Annotated in this window: 12 protein-coding genes and 4 tRNA genes; 10 read left to right on the forward strand and 6 right to left on the reverse strand. The window is 59.1% G+C overall.

Annotation, left to right across the window (positions count from 1 at the left end; translation table 11 throughout):
• Window positions 1-157: 157 nt before the first annotated feature.
• A tRNA-Ser gene (locus tag BN4575_RS18670) sits at window positions 158-245 on the forward strand.
• Between the two features lie 288 nt (window positions 246-533).
• Here BN4575_RS18670 and glpC read toward each other — a convergent pair.
• From glpC to BN4575_RS18690, 4 genes are all read right to left on the reverse strand, one after another.
• Window positions 534-1,736, reverse strand: a complete 1,203-nt coding sequence (glpC, locus tag BN4575_RS18675) for an anaerobic glycerol-3-phosphate dehydrogenase subunit GlpC (RefSeq protein ID WP_042023660.1) — start codon at window positions 1,734-1,736, stop codon at window positions 534-536.
• A 103-nt stretch (window positions 1,737-1,839) separates the two neighbouring features.
• Complete coding sequence (glpB, locus tag BN4575_RS18680) at window positions 1,840-3,117, reverse strand: glycerol-3-phosphate dehydrogenase subunit GlpB (protein WP_068979309.1); 1,278 nt, start codon at window positions 3,115-3,117, stop codon at window positions 1,840-1,842.
• Window positions 3,107-4,780: an anaerobic glycerol-3-phosphate dehydrogenase subunit A gene (gene glpA, locus BN4575_RS18685; RefSeq protein ID WP_068979310.1), complete on the reverse strand. Its 1,674-nt coding sequence runs from the start codon at window positions 4,778-4,780 to the stop codon at window positions 3,107-3,109. Before glpA ends, glpB begins: the two co-directional genes overlap by 11 nt.
• A 244-nt stretch (window positions 4,781-5,024) precedes the next feature.
• Window positions 5,025-5,480 (reverse strand): YchJ family protein, encoded by a 456-nt coding sequence (locus BN4575_RS18690; RefSeq protein ID WP_083221081.1) that lies wholly within the window; start codon window positions 5,478-5,480, stop codon window positions 5,025-5,027.
• A gap of 125 nt (window positions 5,481-5,605) precedes the next feature.
• On the opposite strand from BN4575_RS18690, the gene BN4575_RS18695 reads away from it, so the two are divergent.
• From BN4575_RS18695 to BN4575_RS18710, 4 genes are all read left to right on the forward strand, one after another.
• Window positions 5,606-7,273, forward strand: a complete 1,668-nt coding sequence (locus tag BN4575_RS18695) for a methyl-accepting chemotaxis protein (RefSeq protein ID WP_068979312.1) — start codon at window positions 5,606-5,608, stop codon at window positions 7,271-7,273.
• Between the two features lie 132 nt (window positions 7,274-7,405).
• On the forward strand, window positions 7,406-8,617 hold the full coding sequence (locus tag BN4575_RS18700; protein ID WP_068979313.1) for an ROK family transcriptional regulator: 1,212 nt from the start codon (window positions 7,406-7,408) through the stop codon (window positions 8,615-8,617).
• Between the two features lie 179 nt (window positions 8,618-8,796).
• Complete coding sequence (locus tag BN4575_RS18705; RefSeq protein ID WP_068979314.1) at window positions 8,797-9,561, forward strand: tRNA-uridine aminocarboxypropyltransferase; 765 nt, start codon at window positions 8,797-8,799, stop codon at window positions 9,559-9,561.
• Between the two features lie 203 nt (window positions 9,562-9,764).
• Window positions 9,765-10,541 (forward strand): TSUP family transporter, encoded by a 777-nt coding sequence (locus BN4575_RS18710; protein WP_068979315.1) that lies wholly within the window; start codon window positions 9,765-9,767, stop codon window positions 10,539-10,541.
• A gap of 76 nt (window positions 10,542-10,617) precedes the next feature.
• Here BN4575_RS18710 and BN4575_RS18715 read toward each other — a convergent pair whose 3' ends face one another.
• Complete coding sequence (locus BN4575_RS18715) at window positions 10,618-11,484, reverse strand: LysR family transcriptional regulator (protein WP_068979316.1); 867 nt, start codon at window positions 11,482-11,484, stop codon at window positions 10,618-10,620.
• Between the two features lie 597 nt (window positions 11,485-12,081).
• Here BN4575_RS18715 and BN4575_RS18720 point away from each other — a divergent pair.
• Both BN4575_RS18720 and BN4575_RS18725 read left to right on the forward strand, forming a co-directional pair.
• On the forward strand, window positions 12,082-13,719 hold the full coding sequence (locus tag BN4575_RS18720; protein WP_068979317.1) for an ATP-dependent endonuclease: 1,638 nt from the start codon (window positions 12,082-12,084) through the stop codon (window positions 13,717-13,719).
• Window positions 13,720-13,899: 180 nt separating this feature from the next.
• Window positions 13,900-14,619, forward strand: a complete 720-nt coding sequence (locus BN4575_RS18725; RefSeq protein WP_068979318.1) for a hypothetical protein — start codon at window positions 13,900-13,902, stop codon at window positions 14,617-14,619.
• A gap of 71 nt (window positions 14,620-14,690) precedes the next feature.
• Here BN4575_RS18725 and glgX read toward each other — a convergent pair whose 3' ends face one another.
• Window positions 14,691-16,754 carry a glycogen debranching protein GlgX gene (gene glgX, locus BN4575_RS18730; RefSeq protein WP_068979319.1) on the reverse strand — a complete coding sequence of 688 codons (2,064 nt, stop codon included), beginning with the start codon at window positions 16,752-16,754 and terminating at the stop codon, window positions 14,691-14,693.
• Window positions 16,755-16,951: 197 nt separating this feature from the next.
• Here glgX and BN4575_RS18735 point away from each other — a divergent pair.
• The 3 genes from BN4575_RS18735 (at window position 16,952) to BN4575_RS18745 (ending at window position 17,363) form a co-directional block, all read left to right on the forward strand.
• Window positions 16,952-17,028, forward strand: a tRNA-Met gene (locus BN4575_RS18735).
• Between the two features lie 93 nt (window positions 17,029-17,121).
• Window positions 17,122-17,198 (forward strand) — tRNA-Met (locus BN4575_RS18740).
• Window positions 17,199-17,286: 88 nt separating this feature from the next.
• A tRNA-Met gene (locus tag BN4575_RS18745) sits at window positions 17,287-17,363 on the forward strand.
• The last annotated feature ends 42 nt before the right edge of the window (window positions 17,364-17,405 follow it).

Raw genomic sequence — 17,405 nt, forward strand, 5'->3', positions numbered from 1 at the left:
TTTGGTCACTTGGTTCGGATATTGAGCAAACGAACGCAAAAAGTAAAAAATTGCATTGACCAAAAGCCATCGTATCCCGTACATTACGCCCCGTTCCAGCGCAACAGCGCAGCGAACAAGGTGTTGGCTGAACACGTTAAACCACAGACCAAAATTTGGTGAGGTGTCCGAGTGGCTGAAGGAGCACGCCTGGAAAGTGTGTATACGGCAACGTATCGAGGGTTCGAATCCCTCCCTCACCGCCATATTGAAAGCGAAAGCCCCATGAACTTCATGGGGCTTTTTCTTTTTACCGAAAAAGGCCAGTGCCAAGATGCTGTGTCACCATCATGCTGAGTTCACCATGCCGGGTTCATCCTGTCTGGTTCACGGCCCACATCGGCACGATAACGCCCTTTCGCGCGTTGATATCGAACCCCAATAAAAGAGCCCCTCTTGTGCAAAGAGGGGCTCTTTTATTATCTGGGCAGGCCATAGGCCCGCACTCTGTTATGACGGTGTCTCCTTGCGCCATTGCGCAAGGTACTCATATCTCATGCGAGCGCTTGGGCCAGCAGGTGGATGGGATGTTCGCAGCGAAATGCCGTGCTCATCTCGATCTGCCATTTGCAGGTTTCGCAATCGGTGATCACCAGATCGGGGGCCAGGCGGTTAATTTGATCAAACAGCCCTTCGCCGATGGTCTGGCTGGTTTCGTAGTTTTCCGACTTGAAGCCGTAGGTGCCGGCGATGCCGCAGCATTGGGACTCCAGCACGGTCACCTTGACCCCAGGAATGGCGCGCAGCAATTCGAGGGTGTAGATGACGCCGCCCATCTTCTCCATGTGGCAAGGGGTGTGGTAGGCGATGTGCAGATTGAGCGGCTTCATCGCCGGTTTGTTGCCTTTGTAGAACTCGTTCCACAGGAAGCGGGTCACCAGCGAGATGCGATCCCGCACCTTGTGGTTGTCTTGCTCCAGCAGGTGGGGGTATTCGTCCCGCAGGGTAAAGCCGCAGGTGGAGGAGGTGGCCAGCAGCGGCATCTCGTTGCCGAGCAGAGTGTTCTCCAGCTGCTTGATGTTGAAGGCCGCCTGCTGCTTGGCCTTGTCCATAAAGCCGTTGGCGATCAGCGGCACGCCGCAGCACTTTTCCCGCTCCAGCAACTGTACACCGATGTTCATGGCGTTGAGCACCTGCACCAGCTCCTTGCCAAGCTGCGGGTGGTTGTAGTTGACGTAGCAGCCGTGGAAGTAGGCGATCTGGCGCGCATAACTGGCCTGCGTAGCCTTCTGCTTTTTGTACCAGCCGCGAAAGGTGCCCTGGGAGTATTTGGGCAGATCGCGGTGGGAGGAGACCCCCAGCGCCTTGTCCAACACCATTTTCATTGGCTTGAGGCCGGTGGTGAAGTTGACCACCGGGGCCATCAGGGTAGACATGCTGCCCATCAGATCGGTGTGGGAGAGCACGAATTCGCGGATCCCCGGTTTGAAGCCGCTGTATTTATCTTTGGCCTTGGCGATGATGTCGCCGATGCGGACCCCGCTCGGGCAGGCCACTTCACAGCGCTTGCAGTTGGTGCAGTGCTTGAGGGCGCTGTCAAACAGCTCCGGGCTCTTGATTCGCAGCCGCTCTCCATCCGGGCCCGCCTGTTTGGGGCCGGGGTAGGCGGGGTTGGCCTTGGCCACCGGGCAGTAGGCGGTACAGACGGTGCACTTGATGCACTGATCGAAAGTTTGGTTGGCGTGATCCAGTAGCATGATTTACTCCTCCCGGGCCGGATTGAAAGCAACAGGGATGCGGCAATGGGATTGTCGAGCGGGCAGCGCTCTGCCCGCAGTCAGAAAACAGAGGGTTGGCATCTCAGACTCCAGCCAGAATATGGCCAGCGGCTTGCCAGCCGGTGGCAACGGCAACACCTGAGCCGGAGCCCTCTTTAATGGGGTCGTAATGGGCCAATACACTGCCCGCACCATAGAGGTTGGTCAGCGGCTTGCCACCGCGCAGTACCCGTAGCTTGTCGTCAGTCTTGACCCCGAAGCCCATGAAGGGGTGGTGGTCGAACAGGCGGCGACCGGCCCAGGCGTCACGCTCCTCCAGACTCAGCACATCGGCATCGAAGATGGGTTCGCGAATGCCACGCAGACGGGATTCCAGCCCGCGACTGAAGAAGCTGCCGGAGGCGAGCACGAAGTTGTCCGCCTCAAACAGCTGGTCGTCGCCATTCTGGCTGTGTACGCCGATGACTTTATCCCCCTCATAGCGAGCGCCCAGCACCCGTTCACTGGTGAGGAAGGTGCCGCCAAGGGCCATGAAACGGCGCTTGAGCGCCTCCTGCATCCGCATGCCGATCAGTGACGGCGGCATGGTTGCCACCTCCTTGATGGTGCAGCCGGTGCGCTGCTCCAGCTCCGCGAGACGGGGACCGACCAGACCCAGCGACAGGCAGGCGGGCAGCACGATATGGCAGCAATCGGGTACGCCGCTCTCTTGCACCATGCGGCTGATCTCGCGGGCCAGTTCGGCCACCAGCGGGTGTTTGCCCCCGCTCTGTTTATCAAACAAACGGGCGATATCGGCGGAGCGAAATTCGTGGGGATTGCGGCTGAACTCCGCCAGCTGTGGCAGGCGTATTTCGCCAGTCAGGACGCGGCAGTGGGCGAAGCGCGGATGGGTCGCCAGATTGGCTGCGGCCAGCGCCGGATGGAAGTCGCGAAAGCCTTCCATGGTGGCGAGCAGCAGGGCATCCGGGATCGGGGCATCGGTGACGCAGGCGCAGGTATCGGGGGAGAGCCAGGTGCGCTTGAGGGTGCCGATGGGGGTCAGGCGCTGGTGGTTGGTCTCGTTGTGCACCAGCGGCAATCCCTGCTCGGCGCAGTGGCGCTGCAGATCGGCCAGGCTCGCCTCGATATTCTCCATCCCGACTTTGCTGTAGGGGTGATCCGGATGGGCTGCCATAAAGGCGGGCAGTGTGGTGCGGGGATCTCCCTCGCTTTCCAGCAGATCGACCGAGCCAGAGGAGAAGTGCAGCGCGCTCTGGCCGGAGGCCATCAGCAGGGTCTTCTGGCCCGCCTCCACCAGCCGCAGGGCGGCAGAGAGCCCGGCCATGCCGCCGCCGATAACGATATTGTCAAACTTCATGACGGCTCTCCTTGTGAGTGGTCTCGCTGGTTGGGCTGCGAGGGGCATCGGCAACCAGCTGCGGCGCCGTCCATTCCCCCAGGCCAAACAGCCCTTCGTAGATCCAGTAGGTAAACTCGGCCTCGCGCAGGGCATCGCCCCACAGTACCGGGCGGGTCCCTTTGTAACGCTCCTCGAGGAACTGGCGCAGCATGACGCAGGCCTGACGACCGTCAGCCTTGCCATACTCCTGCATCAGACCAGCGGCGCGATAGGCGCACAGCTCCCCCTGACAGGGGCCCATGCCCAGACGGGTGCGGCGGCGCAGGTCGATGAGGTTGTCCACATCCAGCTCGCGCAGGGCATATTCGATTTCGCCTGCGGTGACCATTTCGCATTCGCAGATAAGGGCGTTGGCCTTGGGGTTATCGCGGAAGAAGGCGATGACTCGCTCGCCATGGCGATATTGGGCCGAACCTTCCGCGGGGGCCGAGAGCCCGGGGGCCGAGACTTTCTCCGGATCCCGCGAGCCGGGCAGGTTCAGTTCGGCGGTCTGGCAGGGTTTGCTGTTGCCGAGCTTCTTGGCCAGCAGATCGGTGGCCCACTCGGCCATCAGGCGGTAGGTCATCAGCTTGCCGCCGGTGATGGTGTTGAAGCCCTTGAGGCCGTCGCGTTCGGCGTGATCCAGCAGCACGATACCGCGACTGATGTTGCGGCCGGTTTCGTCACCGTCTACCGCCACCAGCGGGCGAACCCCAGCGTAGGCGCGCAGCAGACGGGTGCGGGCCATGATGGGGGCGAGCTTGATCCCCTCTCGCAGCAGCACCTCCACCTCTTCTGGATCGACGGTGAGCTGGTCAATCTTGTTGTAATCAATGCGGCTGGAGGTGGTACCGATGAGGGAGATGGTATCGCCCGGCACCAGAATGTCCGCATCCGCCGGTTTGCGGGCGCGGTTGAGCACCAACTGGTTGATGCGGTAATCCATGATGAGCAATGAGCCCTTGGCCGGGAACATGCGGATGCCGAGATCGGCGTATTCGCAAATTTGCTGGCCCCAGATGCCGGCGGCGTTGATCACCTCCTGACACTCTACCTCGAACGCTTCGCCGGTGCGGGTGTTGATGGCCTTGACCCCGTGTACCCGATCCTGACTGCGCAGCAGCCCCAGCACCTTGCTGTGGGTGAAGATACGTGCGCCATGTTCTTTGGCATCCAAGACGTTTGCGGCGGCGAGGCGGAACGGATCGACCGTGCCATCCGGCACATGGATGGCGCCGATCATCGCCGGGTTGGCATTGGGCTCGAGCAGCAGCGCTTCGCGGGGATCGAGCTGGCGGGTGTCGATACCGGCCAGGGCGCAGGCATCCATAAAGGTACTTTGGAAATTGATGTCATCTTCCGGCAGGGTGAGGAAGAGGCCGCCGGTATCCTCGACACAGTGGCTGGCAATCCGCTTGAGGATGCGGTTTTCCTGGATGCATTCACGGGCGGACTCTTGATCCGTCACCGCGTAGCGGGCACCGGAGTGGAGCAGGCCGTGGTTGCGGCCGGTGGTGCCTGCGGCGATATCATCGCGCTCGAGCAGGATGCAGTCGATGCCGCGCAGTGCGCAATCGCGCATGATGCCGGCTCCTGTTGCCCCGCCGCCTATGATGACGACTTGTGTGGTTATTCTTTTCATTGTTGCCCGTCTCATCTCTTCCAGATGAGGCCAGTGTGGCCTACTTCTGAGTGGAAATGTTTGATATGGGCCAAATTTGCGTTCGCAAACGCGCATTTGTTTGCGCGTTAATGAGCATTCTGTGACATTTGTCACGCTGCTATCGCGTCGGTGACCTGGCTGGTGGTGGATGGCAGGCACAAAAAAGGGGCATCGGATGCCCCTGTTCGTTTCTGTTTGACGCATCAGGTAGGTGTGTGACGCGTCAGCCGCAGCACTTCTTGTGCTTTTTGCCGCTGCCACAGGGGCAGGGATCGTTACGACCCGCCTTGAGGGGCGCTGGATCCTGCTCCCCCTCGGTGTAGACCCAGCGCCCTTGATAACGCACGAAGCGGGAGCGCTCATGCAGGCTGTGGCGCTCATCCCCCTCCAGAAACCAGGCTTTAAACTCCACCATACCGGTTTCATCCTCCGGGCCGCCCTGGCTGGCGATGATCTCGAGACCATCCCACTGAGTGTCGATGCGAGAGAGCTCTGCGGCGCTGAGGCCGCCGAGGTGGGCCGGATGCCAGCTATGGACCAGATACTCCCCCAAACCGAGCACGAACGCGCTGTAGCGCGAGCGCATCAGCTGCTCCGGGGTGTCAGCCACAGCACCACTGTGACGTGAGCCACAGCACAATTCGAGAGAAAGGGTGGAACCACAAGGGCAAAGAGTCATGTTTTTCACTAAATGGCCGATTAATTAAGGGCACAATTGTAACGAAAGCTGGCCTCGCCCTGCCAGCACCTATACTGATGAGTAGGCTAGGAATTCCAATAAAAACAGCTGCAAGGATGTGAAAGATGACACTAAAACAGAAAATCCTGTTACTGGGTGCAGTACCCGTGCTGCTGATGGCCCTGGTGGTCAACCTCAGTAACTACATGGTCTCCAAAAGCGCTCTGGAGTCAGAGTTGGTGGTGGCGAGGGAAGATGCCATCAAGGAGCGCAAGGCGCTGCTCAGCAGTTACATCATGATGGCCAAAACAGCTGTCGATGCCGTATATGCCCTGCCGGATTCACCGGAAAATCGTCAGAAGGTCAAAGAGTTGCTCAGGCCGCTGCGTTACAGCAGTGACGGCTACTTCTTTGTCTATGACTTCGAGGGCAACACAGTGCTGCTGCCGACCCGTGCCGAGCTGGAGGGAAAAAACCGCTGGAACGACAAGGATGCCAAGGGCAAGTTGCTGATCCAGGACATTCTAAAGGTGGCCCGTCAGGGGGATGGCTTCTCCGAGTACTGGACGGCCAAACCCTCCATCGGCCGCGATGCCCCCAAACTGGCGTTCAACATGGTGCTGGACAAGTATCAGTGGGTCATCGGTACCGGCTTCTATATCGATGATATCGACAACGATCTGGCAGCTCTGCGCGCAGAGCGCGAGAGCAACATGCATGCCTCGCTGCAGAGCAGCGTGCTGGTGATCCTGTTGATCCTCGGCATAACCCTTTCGGTGACAGTGATCGTGGGCAACCGGGTCACCAAACCACTGGCGGATGCGGTGCTGGCGTTGAACGATATCGCTAACGGGGAGGGGGACCTGACCCAGCGCCTCAAGGTGCAGAGCAAGGATGAAATTGGCCAGCTGGCCAGTGCCTTCAACCGCTTTGTCGAGCGGATCCAGTCGGTGGTGAGTCAGGTGGGAGAGACCAGTAATCACCTGCTCGGTGCTGTCGACAAGCTGCACCATCTGAGCGAACACTACGATCATCAGATGCAGGGTCACAGTCGCGAGACCGATCAGGTAGTCACCGCGGTGACCGAGATGAGCTCTACCGCGCAGGAGGTGGCAGCCAGTGCTTCCAATGCGGCGACAGCGACCAGCGATGCCGCTCGTGAATCTGACGCCGCCCGTGGTGTGGTCAGCGGGGCCATCAACAGTATCAACCGGTTGGTGGGGGAGGTGCATACCGCCTCCGGTGTCATCGAACAACTGGCACAAGAGACCGCCAAGATTGGTTCGGTGGTCGAGGTCATTCGTGGCATTGCCGATCAGACCAACCTGCTGGCGCTGAACGCGGCCATCGAGGCGGCCCGCGCCGGTGAGCAGGGACGGGGCTTTGCGGTGGTGGCAGACGAAGTGCGCTCGCTCGCCGGTCGTACCCAGCAGAGCACCAAGGAGATCAATCAGATGCTGCAGCGCCTGCAAGGGGGCGTCAAACAGGCGGTGGACGTTATGCAGGCGAGCGAGGAACGCAGCCAGGAGACGGTGCAGGAGGCGAGTCACATTGCCAGCTCTCTCGACAGCATGGTGATGGCGGTCAGTACCATCAACGACATGAATATCCAGATTGCAACGGCTGCCGAGGAGCAACATGCGGTGTCGGAGGAGATCAACAAGAACCTGGTGGCGATTCAACAGATTGTCAGCGAGCTGACCGATGCGGCGCTGGAGTCCAACAGCACCACCCGCGATCTGGCCAATACCGGTGACAAGTTGCGCAAACTGGTGTCGCAATTCCGTTACTGATCCTGTGATGGTTCGTGACACTAGCCACAAGATGCGGTCTGAATCCCGGTTCAGACCGCTCTTTATTTGGGGATTGACTAATAATGTGTGAAAATTGGCGGCCTCTTTTTTTCAGCCTTTGTCCCATACCCTATGAATGAGATCGTGAAAGGTAGTATCGATTTGATCCGGCAGCTCAACTACGGCCTGGTCTATGCCAGCCTGGAAGAGCACAAGGAGCTGTCGCGCACCGATCTCTCCCGCTTGACTGGCCTCTCGCCTGCCAGCATCACCAAGATCACCCGTGAACTGCTTGATGGCGGTCTGGTGGTGACCTGTGGTGAAAGCTCGGTGGGGCGCGGTCGTCGCCAGACCCTGTTGCGTATCAACGAGCGTCGCTTCCAGTTTCTCTCGATGCGCCTTGGTCGCGGTTATGTGGATATGGCACTGTTTGACTTCTCCGGCCGCTCGCTGGCCCGCCAGCGCCACCTGTTCACCGAGGAAGAGCGCGCCGATCTGCTGGCTAGTTTGGTGCATGCCATCCAGGTGTTTCTGCCGAAAAAGGCCCTCAGTCTGGCTTGTATCGCTCTCTGTCTGCCCGGCCAGGTGGAACGCCACTCCGGCATGGTCAAGCACTTTCCCTTTTACGATCTGCGCAACTGGCCCCTTGGCCCCACTCTGCAACAGGCGTTCTCGGTACCTGTGCTGGTCAGTGGTGATGTGCGAACCTGGATCCAGGCCGAACGTGAGTGGGGAGCGGCCAAAAATTGCGCAGATGCGGTGCTGGTGTTCGTTCACAACGACATCGGGGTGGGCATGGTAGTCAATGGCCAGCTGATAGAGAGTGAGAATTCACTGCTAGGGGATCTTAGCCATCTGCAGCTCGAGCCTTACGGACAGCGTTGCTACTGCGGCGGCTTTGGCTGTGCCTGCACCCTGGTGACCAATCAGGCGCTGGAGGCGCAATACCGTGATATGCGTGAGCGGATGCAGGAGCATGATCTGCCACCCAGCGTCACCATCCGCGAGCTGTGCGAGCTGGCGCTGGCGGGTAACAGCCTCTGTCAGGATATTCTCCATCAGGCGGCGGGGCGCCTCTCCAAGGTGCTCTCCAACCTCATCTGCCTGCTCAATCCGGGCAAGCTGCTGCTGGGGGGCGAGATCACTCGTGCCGATCGCTTGCTCTTTCCCATGCTGCACCAGTCGCTGGCCAGCCAGTTGCCCGCTGAATATCTGGTGCGGCTGCAGATCGAATCCACCCACTTCTACGAAGATCCCACCAAGCCCACCTCGGTGCAGGTGCACAAGGCGCTGCGCGATGGCAGCCTGTTGCTGGAGCTGCTGCGCGGCTGTCAGGAGTCGTAAGACAAGGGTGTGTTGCCCTGTGTCTGGCGAAAGGGGCAGGGATTGCTGTTCCGCCAGCGTGTAACTCGGTACAATCTTGCGCTTTTCTGGCGGCACCCCTGTTATTGGGCTCCTTGGAGCCATGGCAGTTGGCATTGTTGCCGTTTTGGCCCCTGTTTTGACTTCAGTTGTGAACCTAGATGAAGCCTGTTCCTGATCACGCCGTCAACCGCCTGCGGGCCTGGCGCAAGAGTATCTCTACCCGACCGTTCCTCGCCCGTGGCGGCACCCTGGCCCGCTGTCCTGCCTGTCAGCTGCGGGAGGATTGGTGCGCCTGCGAGTGGCGCCCCGAGCTCAAAGCCGAGGCCGGTTTCTGCCTGCTGATGTATGACAGTGAGCCGATGAAGCCCTCCAACACCGGCCGTCTGATTGCCGATGTGTTGCCGGATACCACCTGGGCCTTTCTCTGGTCGCGCACCCAGCCCCATCCCGAGTTGCTGGCCTTGCTGGCTGACCCGGTCTGGCAGCCTTATGTGGTGTTTCCCGCCTGCGAGAAGGAGCCTGCCCGCCTGACCGGGGAGGTGACGTTGGCGCCCGGCAAAAAGCCGCTCTTTATCCTGCTCGACGGCACCTGGCCCGAGGCGCGCAAGATGTTTAACATGAGCCCCTATCTGGATGGCTTCCCGGTGCTTGCCATCAAGCCTGATGCGCTCTCAACCTACGGCATGCGGGTGGCCAACTGTGACGAGCACCTCTGCACTGCCGAAGTGGCTGCCTGCGTGCTGGAAGTGGCGGGGGAGTTGCAGGCCGGACAGGCATTGCAGCTCTGGTTCAATCTTTTTAGTCGCCGTTATATGGCGGGTCGGGTCAGTCGTAGCCCCGGTGACGATGAACACCACTTGCAGCAGGCGCTGGCCTTTATCAAACAGGGTGGTCAGGACGATCTGACGGATAGCGCTGATTAATCGTTCTGGCGGTTGGTGCTGGCAGGAACGTTACAGGGTTGATTGATGAGAATGTGGAATCAATTGGCTGCCATTGTTTCGTTAGTCTCATCAACTGTTGCTCAGTAGGATAGCGGTTCTCAGCTGCGGCACCTTGTAAATGCTGTTTTTATGATCCCGGTTGCCTGACTCTGTCGGGCAACTCAATCCTGTGAGGTCTATGGATGGAATTGGAACTGGTTACCCTGTTTTCCCTGTTTGGTGTGGCACTGATCGCCGGTTTTATTGATGCTATCGCTGGCGGCGGTGGCCTGTTGACGGTGCCTGCGCTGCTTGCCGCTGGCATGCCGCCTGCGCTGGTACTTGGCACCAACAAGCTGCAGAGCAGTTTCGGCTCCTTCTCCGCCACCTGGTTCTACGCCCGCAAAGGGTTGCTGGAGTGGGGGATGATCTGGCCTGCGGTGATCTGCACTTTTATCGGTGCTGCCATCGGCACCCTGGCGGTGCAGACTATCGACGCCGCTATTCTGGAGCGCTTGCTCCCCTTCCTGCTGATGGCCTTTGCCTGCTACTTCTTCTTCTCGCCACGGGTGAGCGATGCCGAAAGCTCCCGCCGTCTCACACCCATGCTGTTTGCGCTGCTGGTGGGTGGCGGGGTCGGCTTTTATGATGGCTTTTTCGGGCCGGGTACTGGTTCATTCTTTGCCATCGGGTTTGTGGCGCTGGCAGGGTTTGGCATGGCGCGGGCCACCGCCCACACCAAGTTACTCAACTTCACCTCCAACATCGCCTCGCTGCTGTTTTTCGCACTGGGTGGCAAGGTGGTGTGGAGCGTCGGTTTCTGCATGGCGCTGGGGCAGTTTATCGGTGCCCGTTTCGGCTCGAAGATGGTGCTCAAGCAAGGAGTGAAGCTGATCAAACCGCTGCTGGTGACCGTCTCTTTGCTGATGTCTGCCAAGCTGGTTTGGAGTCAGTACCCCGAGCTATTTGCCTGGATTTGATGCGCGCTTGTTCGCGACAACGCGGACTTTAACGGGGCCTTTGGGCCCCGTTGTCACATCTGGCGGGTTTACACAACTAGCGCGGCGTGTCGTTGTAGTGGCGAAAGTGCTGGTGCAGGGCGCTGACCAGCCGGGCGATCCGCTCGCGCTTGAGACTGCTCTGTCGATAAACCAGATAGAGCGGGCGCCCCACCCCGGGCAGTGGGCATGCCATTTCTCCCTGTTCTCCCACCAACGCCAGCAGGCCTGCGGGTAACAGCACGGGTCCCATCCCCGCCTTGGCAAGCTCGATCAACGCCAAGTAGGAGTCGAGCTCCATGGCGGGCTCCAGTCCCATCCCGGCCAGCGGCTCGCGCAGGTAGCGGTTGGCCGGGTTCTCCAGATCCATGGTGAGGATCTTGCGCATTGCCCCCGCAGTGGTTGGCCGCTTTGGATTCGGTTCGTTACCCACCAGATAAAATGGCTCCTCCAGCAGCAGTTCGGCATCGAGTCCGTGGCCCGGTGGCAGGCGACCGGCACAGATACCGAGCAGAGCCTCGCCACTGCGCACCCTGGTCAGGATCACCGGCGTGTGGTGGGTGGAGAGGGCCAGATGGGGATCCTGACCTAGATAGTCGTGCATAAAACGGGCAAGGTAGCCTGCCAGCAGGGTTTCGGAGCAGGCGATGGGAAGTGGGGTCTGATCGAACAGGGTCTGGCTGTCCGCCAGCACCCCCTTCATCTCGGCAAGGCTGGGCGCGAGCCGTTCCAGTAGCTCCTGCGCCTGCGGGGTGAGCCGGATCTGGCGCCCATCAGGTTCGATCAGTTTTTTGCCAAGGCGAAGCTCCAGCTGGGCAATGCGCTTGCTCACCGCCGACTGGCTGATATAGAGACGGCTGGCTACCTTGGCCATGGTCCCTTCGCTCGCCAGCAAGCTGAGCGTCTCCAGTCCTTCCAGTAACATAGAGTCCCCTTGCCATCGTTACTTATTGAATGTGCGCTACCTTAGGGGCTGCCTGCCTCAGGAGCAAGGGTCATTTGCTGCCTTGGGCGGGTGAAATCGCCACCGCTTGAGGGGAAACGCCAAGATTACCAAGTTACCGATAATGCTGATCACCAGACCCACCAAATGGCTTGCCAGACCGATGGCGCATTAAAGCGCAGGCGAGTGGACGCTATGATGAGCAACCGGCGTGCGCGTGTCATCCCACCTTCTTTGTTAGCAACCGTTTTCGCGCCGCCGTTGCTATTACGCCGAGACAGTGGTGTGCGCCATTGTCATCTTTCTGTCACAGATAACCCTGAGACTTTGAGCAAAAGAGGTGTACTCTTGACCACTTATATTTTGAAAGGAATGCCCATTGAATTATCGCAAACGTCAAATTCGTACCCGCCATCTCTGGTTTAGCCACTGGAATGCCCCCCAAGATCGCACCGCTGTCGTCACCCCTCCCGAACCTGCAGTGCCTCACAGTTCACGTTGAAAAAGCCCAGCATCCGATAGGATTTTTCCGGTAACTTTGCCACTATTGCCCCATCACAATGATGTGGACATGGCTGGATGTTTCTGGAACGTATTGAAGTAAAAGGTTTTCGCGGGATTAATCGCCTGTCGCTCGGGCTCGATCAGACAACGGTGCTGATTGGTGAAAATACCTGGGGCAAATCAAGCCTGTTGCGCGCCCTCTGGTGCCTGCTGGGGCAAAATGCCGAGCCCTACCAATTTACCGCCGAGGATTTCCATCAGCCGGAAGATCCCGAGCTAGCGCCGACACGCCACTTGCAACTGGTGCTCACCTTCAGTGAGCACAGACCCCAGGTGTGTCAGCACTCCCATCGTTTGGCCCGCCTTCGCCCCTCCTGGGTGCTGCATAAAGATAGATTCCACCGTATTCACTATCGCGCCAGCGCGGAGTTGCAAGCCGATGGCTCCATTCTGACGCTTCATGATTTTCTCGACGGAACAGGTAAAATCCTACCCATCGCCAATGCTGATGAGCTGGTCAGTCTGCTGATCACCATGAACCCGGTTTTTCGTCTGCGCGACGCGCGCAGCACGCGCAACGGAGTGGAGACTGTGGCGTGGGGAGATCTGTCGGAGCAACGGTTAAGCGAGTTGGCCGACAAGCTGATTGACGAGCCCCAGCGGATCGGTGAACCCGAGCTGAAGGAAGCACTGCAGGCGGTGCGCCAGCTTATGGATCACTACTTTAATGCGCTGGCTCCGATGAAAAATAAGCCACGAAGTCAGCGCGATATTGTCAATCGCCCTATGACCCTGCGCAATCCGGGTAACCTGCACACCCTGCTGCGCCATGCAGATAATCGTGCTTTGCAACTGGCCATGGCCGGGATGGCGGCGACCTTGCTGCAGGCGCGGGGCAACCGCGAGCTGGAGGAGGGGGCCCGGCCGATCCTGATCCTGGAAGATCCCGAAAGTCGGCTGCACCCGACCATGCTGGCATTGGCGTGGGGCTTGCTGGATCAATTGCCAGGCCAGAAGCTGCTCACCACCAACTCGGGGGATCTGCTCTCCTCTTTGCCGCTTAATCAGGTTCGCCGCTTGGTGCGGCGCCAGCAAGATATTCTTTGCCAGCAACTGGGGGGAGAGCGCTATAGCAGCGATGACTTGCGCAAAATCGCCTTCCATGTACGGATCAATCGCCCTATGTCGCTGTTTGCCCGCTGCTGGCTGCTGGTGGAGGGCGAGACCGAGATCTGGCTGCTCTCGGAGTTGGCCCAGATCTGTGGTTACAGCTTGCGGGCCGAGGGGGTGCGGGTCATCGAGTTTGCCCAGTGTGGCCAGTCGCCACTGATCAAGGTTGCGCGGGATTTTGGTATCGAATGGCATCTACTGACTGATGGTGATGAAGCCGGGCTCAAGTATGCGGCGTCGGCCCGTTCCTTGTTAAAAGGTGATAGGGAGCGGGACAGACTGACCCAGCTACCGGCGGCAGACATCGAACATTACCTTTATCACAACGGTTTCGAGGCGGTATTTCGCCGTGAGGCGGGGGTGGGGGGGCGCACTATGTGGAGTGCCCGTCACATCATTAACAAGGCAATCCATAAACGCAGCAAACCGGGTATGGCGCTGGCCGTCGTTGAAGAAGCCGAGCGTCTCGGTGGCGAGCATATTCCACCGGTGATCCGTCAGATGTTTGCCAAGGTGGTTGCGCTGGCGCGAGGCCAGGGATAAGCGGACGTTAGTCTGTGCTGCCTTGTTGTCGCGCATGGTCACAGTGCAAGTGCGCGTGGCCTGGGCGTCAGATGCTTCCAGTATTGCTTGCAGAGATTGGGGATAGCGGCGGGGTTGGGTATACTCCGCCTCTCTTTGGCGCCGCGTTGGCGCATTTCGAAACACTCTGCTGGAGGCGTCATGTTCGTCCAACTCCCTTTTTGGCTTTTCCCCCTGACCGGGCTGATGGCGCTGGGCGCCCTGATCGCCCTCGGTATCGTGTTGTGGCGCGGTGATATTTGCCCGGGACAACGGGCCAGAGTCAACCAGCAACTCTTCTCTGTTTGGGTCATTACTGCCCTGTCGCTGATGCTAGCGATTGAAGCAAAGGCGGCCAGCTGGCTTATCTGGAGTGGTGGCGCCAGTCTGGTGCTCGGGGTGGCATTGTCGCTGCTCCAGTCGCGGTTGGAAGGCAAGCGTTCTATCCCTTCGGCCCTGCTCTGGTTACCGGGCATGCCGCTGGCGCTGTATGGTGTGGGATTGTTGCAGGTGCAGGGCTGGATCAGTGGCTTGCTGCAGATGACCATGTTGGGGGCGGCCTTTGCCCACTTGATGTTGCTGCGAGCCCGGCATCGCCTCACCGCATTTAACACCTTATTGCCCCTGGCGGGGTTGGCAGGGGCCATCATCAGCCTGATCTGGTTGGCGGTGTTGGTGGCATGGCAAGGCGGGGCGGCCAACCTTGATGCACTGATCCCGGCGGTACTCACTCAGGCTGGCTTGTTGGTGGTCTCTCTGTTGCTCTGGTTCAGCCCGCTTTATCTGCAGCGGGAGACGGCTCCGGTGGTGGTATCGACCGCACTGTGCGGTCTGTTAATCGCCCAGATCGCCGCCACCAGTGTGTGGCACCAACTGGTCTGATCCAGATGTTTAAATGAAAAAGCCCCCCCGAGCCAGGCTCGGGGGGGCTTTTCGTTTTTTGCGCCAGCCTATTAATAGAAGTCGTCAGCCCCACAGATAAAGAGGCAACTGCTGCGCGGCTGGGCCAGATACTCCCGGGTCAACCCTTCAAGCGGCATGCCGAAGGTGCAGATGTCCTGTGGCGAGGGCAGGGCGGTATCGAGGATCCGTCGCCAATAACCACCCACACCTTTGGGTGGGCTGGGCAGGTTGAAGGTCAGGGGCTCCCAGTAAGCGTTAAACAGCACATAGAGTGCAAGCTTGGTTTCGCTCGAGAGGGCCGACATGGCGATAGCATGGGAGTGGGGGCCAAAATCGGGCTGTCCTGCGTTGACCCCGTGCCAGCAGAGCTCGCTATGGCGCAGGATCTCGGTGAGCGATAACGGCATGCTCTCCTGTTCCGGGCGCTGGAACAGATGTTTGCGGTACTGGATCAGCTCCTTCATAAAGCGGAACATCTCCTGACTGCGAGCGTTGGGCTGCCAGTCCATCCAGCAGGTGGCGTTATCCTGACAGTAGCCATTATTGTTGCCGTGCTGGGTTCGCAACAGCTCATCCCCCATCAGCAGCATGGGGGATCCGACCGAGAGCAAGGTCGCCACCATCATATTTTTGGATTGGCGCATCCGCAGGGCATTGATCTGCGGATCCTCGGTCACCCCTTCATGGCCATGATTCCAGCTGAAGTTGTGATCGCAACCATCACGGTTATCCTCGCCATTCGCCTCGTTGTGCTTACCGTTGTAACTGGCCCAGTCCCACAGGGTAAAACCGTCGTGGCAGGTGACGAAGTTAATGCTTTTTTCGGGATCAGCGTGGTGATAGTGGTAGATATCGGGGCTGCCGCACAGCCGCTCGACAAAGGTGGTGACACTGTTCTCATCGCCGCGCAAAAAGCAGCGCACATCATCGCGGAACTGCCCATTCCACTCACGCCAGCGGGCGCCGGCGAGTGATCCCACCTGATAGAGCCCCCCTGCATCCCAGGCTTCGGCAATCAGTTTGATGTCAGCGATATTGGGGTCGGTGTCAATGGTGCGCAAGGTGGGCGCATTGGCCTGGGGTTGACCTGATTCATCCCGTGACAAGATCGCGGCCAGATCAAAACGGAAGCCGTCGACGTGCATCTCCTGACGCCAGAAGTGGAGGCTGTCCATGATCATCCGCAGCACCACCGGGTGGGCGCCGTTAAAGGTGTTGCCGCAGCCTGAGTAGTTGGTGTCTTTCTGGTTGTTGTCGAGGATGTAGTAGGCCTCGTTGTCGATACCGCGAAACGAAAAGATAGGGCCATCATCCCCTCCTTCGGCGGTATGGTTATAAACCACATCCAGGATCACCTCGATATTGGCCCGGTGCAGCGCCTTTACCATGTCGCGAAATTCGGTGAGAGGATCATCGCCGCAGGCGTATTGCGCGTGCGGGGCGAAAAAGGACATCGGGCTATAGCCCCAATAGTTGGAGAGTCCCTTGGGTGCGTCTTGGGGGTCAAACTGGAAGATGGGGAGTAGCTCAACGGCGGTGATACCCAGCGACTGCAGATAGGGGATCTTCTCGATAAGCCCCAGATAAGTGCCGCGCAGCGCCGGATCCACTCCCGAGCTGGGTGAATTGGTAAATCCCCCCAGATGCAGCTCATAGATCACCGAGCGGGAGAGTGAGTGGGCGGGTAATTTATCCTCTTCCCAATCGTAATCACGGGTATCGACCACTCGATTTTTGGCACAGCAGCCGATATTGCTGCCTGGGCGCGCCGCAGCCCACCGATCGTAATTGGGGCCAAGTTCAATGCGGCGGGCATAGGGGTCAAGCAGCACTTTCTCCGCATCAAAGCGGGTGCCACAGTAGGGGCGCCACGGTCCCTGGATACGATAGGCGTAACGCTGACCTATCGGCAGCCCCTCAATATAGACATGCCAATAGTAGGCAGTCCGATTGCGGCGGGGGGATAGCAGGATCACCTCCGGGTTACTGTCATCCTCGCTGGCGAACAGCAGTAACTCAACCCGGCTGGCCAATCTGGCCCAGATCGCGAAGTTGACGCCGTGGCTGTCGGGTGTGGCCCCCAACTGACGGCAATGACCGGCGGAGATGCGCATATTTTACCTACCCAGAATGAAGGAGTGATCACCTTACTGAGTGTAGTGCCGGATGCGTCGCCCAGACGCTATTGCCTGAAAAAACAGCATGATGCTGATAATGACCGCACAGTCTGTCCGATTAAGCGGCGATTAAACTTATTTTGATATAATTACTTGCATTCTGTGCGCTGGCGCCTATTATTGGCCACCTCAGACGCGGGGTGGAGCAGCCCGGTAGCTCGTCGGGCTCATAACCCGAAGGTCGTCAGTTCAAATCTGGCCCCCGCAACCATCTGAGTTTCTTACTTTTTCAAACCAGTTAATGGGGATGAGAAAGAGAAAAATCGAACTGGCTACTGCTCGGCCACTTCGAGAAAAATTCGGACGCGGGGTGGAGCAGCTCGGTAGCTCGTCGGGCTCATAACCCGAAGGTCGTCAGTTCAAATCTGGCCCCCGCAACCAACTTTTTAGTCAGTATGGTGTTGTGCAAACAACAGGATGCAGACAAACGCACTCAAGCCGCTGCTCAGCTTGAGAGTGACAATTCGGACGCGGGGTGGAGCAGCTCGGTAGCTCGTCGGGCTCATAACCCGAAGGTCGTCAGTTCAAATCTGGCCCCCGCAACCAACTTTTTAGTCAGTATGGTGTTGTGCAAACAACAGGATGCAG

It is taken from the genome of Aeromonas sp. EERV15 (genome assembly GCF_900079845.1).
Classification (GTDB): Bacteria; Pseudomonadota; Gammaproteobacteria; order Enterobacterales; family Aeromonadaceae; genus Aeromonas; species Aeromonas sobria.